Below are 3266 nucleotides of genomic sequence, written 5' to 3'. Positions count from 1 at the left end.
TTCTTCGCGCTCGGCGGCGACAGCATCCGCTCGATCCAACTGGTCAGCCGGGCCCGCGCCGCCGGCCTCGCCCTGACCACCCGCGACGTCTTCGAGCACAAGACGGTCACCGACCTCGCCCGGGCCGCCGGCAGCCTGGACCGGACCGCGCCGGCGGCCGAGGACGACGGGGTCGGGCCGTACGAACTCACGCCGATCATGGCCCAGCTGCACGAGGAGACCGGCACGCTGACCGGGCCCGTCGCCGAGTACAGCCAGCACATCGTCGTCAGCGTCCCCGCCGGGCTCGACGCCGTCCTGCTCGATGCCGCCCTGCACGCCGTCGCCGACCACCACGACGCCCTGCGCACCCGGGCCACCGAACCGGCACCGGGCCTGTGGCACACGGAGGTCCTGCCGTCCGGCGCCCTTGCCGGCGTGCCGCTGGCCCTCAACGCCGAACCGGACGGCACGGACGAGGCGGCCCGCGCCGAACGGCAGGCCGCGGCCGCCCGCGCCCGGCTCGACCCGGCCCGCGCCGTCATGATCCAGGCCGTCCTGCTCGCCGCCCGGCCCGGAGCGGACACCGGCCGGCTGGTGCTGTGCGCCCACCACCTCGTCGTGGACGGCGTGTCCTGGCGCGTCCTGCTGCCCGACCTCGAAGCCGCCTACCAGGCCCTCGCCGAGGGCCGCGCCCCGGCACTCGACCCGGTCGGCACCTCGTACCGCGCCTGGTCCGCGCTCCTCGCCGACCAGGCCCGCACCCAGGTGCGCGGCGCCGAACTCGCCGTCTGGCAGCGCCAGCTGGAAGGACCCGACCCGCTGGTGGGCACCCGCCGCCCGGACCCCACCCGGGACGTGCACGCCACCCAGCGCACCCTCCGTCTGGAACTTGGCCCCGCGGTCACCGCGCCGCTGCTGACCGAGGTGCCCGCCGCCTTCCACGCCGAGATCAACGACGTGCTGCTCACCGGGCTCGCCGTCGCCGTCGCGGACCGGCGCCGCCGGCAGGGCCACGCCGAGCACGCGCAGACCCTGATCGAGCTGGAGGGACACGGCCGCGAGCAGCTCGCCGACGACCTGGACCTGTCCCGTACCGTCGGCTGGTTCACCAGCGCCTTCCCGGTCCGCCTCGACGTCGGCGACCCCGACTGGGAGGAGCTGTGGGCCGGCGGCCCCGCCCTCGCCGGCGTCCTGAAGCGGATCAAGGAGCAGCTGCACGCCCTGCCCGGCCGCGGTGTCGGCTTCGGCCTGCTGCGCCATCTCAACCCGCACGCCGCCCGGATCCTCGCCCGGCACCCGCGCCCCCAGATCGGCTTCAACTACATGGGCCGCTTCGACGCCCGCGAGGACCGGCCGTGGCAGCCCGTCGGCGGTGACGGTGTCGTCGGCACCGGAGCCCACCCCGGCATGCCGCTGCCGCACCTGATCGACGTCACCCCGGCCACCGAGGACCGCCCCGACGGGCCGCACCTCATCGCCAACTGGGCGTGGGCCGGGACCGCGGTCGCCGAGGAGGACGTACGGGACCTCGCCGAGACCTGGTTCCGGGCCCTGGAGCTGCTCGGCCGGCACGCCCCCGGCGCGGGCGGCCTCACCCCGGGCGACGTGCCGCTGGCCGGCCTGGACCAGGACGAGATCGAGGCGTACGAGGCCGAACTCGCCGCCGTCGGCGGCCGCCTGGTCGACGTCCTGCCCCTCACCCCGCTCCAGCAGGGCATGCTCTTCCACGCCGACTACGACACGGCGGCCGACGGCGGCACCGACGTCTACACCCTCCAGATCGTCGCCGACATCGAGGGCGACCTCGACCCGGCGGCCCTGCGCGCCGCCGGCCAGGCGCTCCTGGACCGGCACCCCAACCTGCGCGCCTCCTTCCGGGCCCGGCCCGCCGGCGCCCCCGTACAGCTCGTGCCGGAGCGGGCGGAACTGCCCTGGCAGGAGATCGACCTGCGCGACCTGCCGGAAGCGGAGCGGGCCGCCGAGACCGACCGCATCACCGAGGCCGAGCGCGGCCACCGCTTCGCCCTGGACCGTCCGCCGCTGCTGCGGTTCACCCTCGTCACCCACGGCGAGGGACGCCACCGGTTCGTGTGGACGAGCCACCACATCCTGGTCGACGGCTGGTCGATGCCGTTGCTGGTGCGGGAGCTGTTCGCGCTCGGCCGGTCCGGTGCCGACGGCACCGCGCTGCCCGCCCCCGTCCCCTACCGCTCCTACCTCGCCTGGCTGGCCCGGCAGGACGGTGACGCCGCCCGCGCCGCCTGGCGGGAGGCGCTCGCCGGTCTCGACGGGCCGACCCTCCTCGCGGACGCCGACCCCGACCGGACGCCGGTGCTGCCCGACTCCCTGCGGGTCGACCTGCCCGGCGAGCTGACCGAGGCCCTCACCGGCTGGGCCCGCGCCCGCGGGCTGACCCTCAACACCGTGCTCCAGGGCTGCTGGGCGCTGTTGCTCGGCCGGCTCACCGGTCGCCAGGACGTCGTCTTCGGCGCCGTCACCTCCGGCCGGCCCGCCGAGGTCCCCGGCGTCGAGTCGATGATCGGCATGTTCCTCACCACCGTGCCCGTACGGGTCCGGCTGCACCCCGACACGTCCCTCGCCGGACTCCTGCGCACCCTCCAGGACCGGCAGACGGCGCTGCTGCCGCACGAGCACCTCGGGCTCGCCGAGATCCACCGGGCCGCGGGCCTGACCGGCGAGGTCTTCGACACCGTCGTCCTCTTCGAGAACTTCCCCCTGGACGCCGCCGACCAGGTCACCGGCGCGGACGGCCCCCGGGTGCTGCGCACCGAGGCCCGGGACGCCCGCCACCACCCGCTCAGCATGGCGGTGTTCCCCGGTGACACCCTGACCCTGCGCTTCGACTACGCGCCCGACCTGTTCACCGGGGCCGAGGTCGAGCGGATCGCCGTCATGGTCCGGCATCTGCTGCGGACGGTCGCCGACGGCGGAGACCTGCCGCTCGCCCACGTCGACGTCACCGCCCCGGCCGTCCTCGGCCGTCCCGGGCAGCCCGGCGAGCTCGGTGGCGTGCTCGGCTCCTGGGACTCCGCCCTGCCCGAGGAGAGCCTCGGTGTCGTGGAACGGGTCCGCGCCGTCGCCGCCCGCGTCCCCGACACCGTCGCCGTGACCGACGCCGACGACCGGGTCACCTACGGCGAACTCGTCGAACGCGCCGGTGCCCTCTCGGCTCGGCTGTCGGCGGCCGGGGTGGGGACGGGTGCGGTGGTGGCGGTGCTCGCCGATCCGGGGGTGCCGTTCGTGGCGGGTGTGCTGGGGGTGCT

General features: G+C 76.1%; 1 protein-coding gene. It reads left to right on the top strand.

What is annotated here, in order from left to right; all coding sequences use genetic code 11:
* Window positions 1-3266 (top strand): condensation domain-containing protein (locus tag ACIQVT_RS34695; RefSeq protein WP_403763768.1); only part of this gene is annotated, 3266 nt, incomplete at both ends.

Origin of the sequence: Streptomyces sp. NPDC100445 (genome assembly GCF_044759735.1) — a bacterium.
GTDB lineage: Bacteria > Actinomycetota > Actinomycetes > Streptomycetales > Streptomycetaceae > Streptomyces.
This window is presented reverse-complemented; position numbering and strand designations above follow the sequence as displayed.